This window comes from Streptomyces durocortorensis, assembly GCF_016901035.1.
Taxonomy (GTDB): Bacteria; Actinomycetota; Actinomycetes; order Streptomycetales; family Streptomycetaceae; genus Streptomyces; species Streptomyces durocortorensis.
Genome location: NZ_JAFEUF010000500.1, coordinates 1 through 1,242, shown reverse-complemented (window position 1 = coordinate 1,242; position 1,242 = coordinate 1). Strand labels below are relative to the sequence as shown.

2 protein-coding genes are annotated in these 1,242 nt (G+C 75.1%); both read left to right on the top strand.

All coding sequences use genetic code 11. The features are described 5' to 3' along the window. Positions 1-609: restriction endonuclease subunit S domain-containing protein (locus JS521_RS35730; RefSeq protein WP_504740034.1), on the top strand; the 609-nt coding region annotated here is incomplete at its 5' end. 157 nt (positions 610-766) lie between these two features. Then, the coding region (locus JS521_RS35725) for a hypothetical protein (protein ID WP_205087000.1) at positions 767-1,242 on the top strand (476 nt) is incomplete at its 3' end.

The following is a 1,242-nucleotide window of genomic DNA, read 5'->3' as shown; positions in this document are numbered from 1 at the left end:
GCCGCCGCCCCCGCCGAACCCGCGCACCGCCCGCTCACCACCGTCGGTGAACTCGCCCGCGCCGGCGCGCTGTTCCTGCACAGCGGTACGGCGGTTCCCGGCAGCACGGCCGCCCCCGTCCTCACCGAGCACGACGTCCTCACCGGCGCGGCCCCGACCGCCCTGCCGCCCGCCGGCCAGGAGACCGCAGGCGGGGCGGCCGCCGACGACCCGGTCCTGCTCGAACCCGGCGACGTCGTCGTGCCCGTGCTCGGGGGCGGCACCGCGGCCCGGGTCGTGGACGCTGCGACGGCCGGGGCCGCGCTCGGCCGCAACCTCCAGCTCCTGCGGCCCGACCCGACCGCCATCGACTCGTGGTTCCTCGCCGGATTCCTGCGCGGCACCGCCAACCACCGGCAGGCCAGCAGCCACGCCTCCACCGCCGCCCGGCTGGACGCGCGCCGCCTCCAGCTCCCCCGGATGCCGCTCGCGGAGCAGCAGCGGTACGGGGAGCGGTTCCGCGAACTGGCCGCCTTCGAGGACGCTTTGCGGACGGCGGGGCGGCTCGGCGGCCGGCTGGTCCAGGGGATGTACGACGGCCTGACGGACGGCACGGTCACGCCGGGATGAGGTGACCGCGCCGGGCGCCCCGGCCGTGGCGGCCCGGCCGGGGACGACCGCCGCACACAACGGTGCGGACAACCTTGGGGGCAACCGGGGTCAGCCGGTCGGCGGAGGTGTATACGCTCACCCCACACGTCCGACATACGCCTCCCAGGAGCAGCACATGCACGGCTACGGCCCCATGCCGCAGCAGCCGACGACATCGCGGCCGTCCCCGGCGACGCTCACGACGGTGCGCGTGATCCTCGTGGCGCTGACCGTGCTGAGCTGCGGCCTGCTGGGCTGGGCGGCGATGCTGCGGCTCGCGATCGTCACCCGCCGGCCGCGCGACTGGTTCCTGCTGGTGGTCGTGGTCGCCCTCAACATCGGGCTGTTCGCCTTCATCATGGCCACCCCGGACGACCCCGACCAGATGTCGGACGCGGCCGCGCTGTTCATGATGCTCTGGATCCTCGGCCTGCTGGCCGGGGTGATCACCTACTACCTGTACGCGGAGATACGCCACTACAACACCCTCGGCGCCCCGGCCCCGTACGGCGCCCCCGTGCACCCGGCGCCCCCGCTCCCGTACCAGCAACAGCACCTCGCCCCGCCCCAGCAGCACCAGCGCGGTCACCAGGACCCGCGGCGTCATCACGT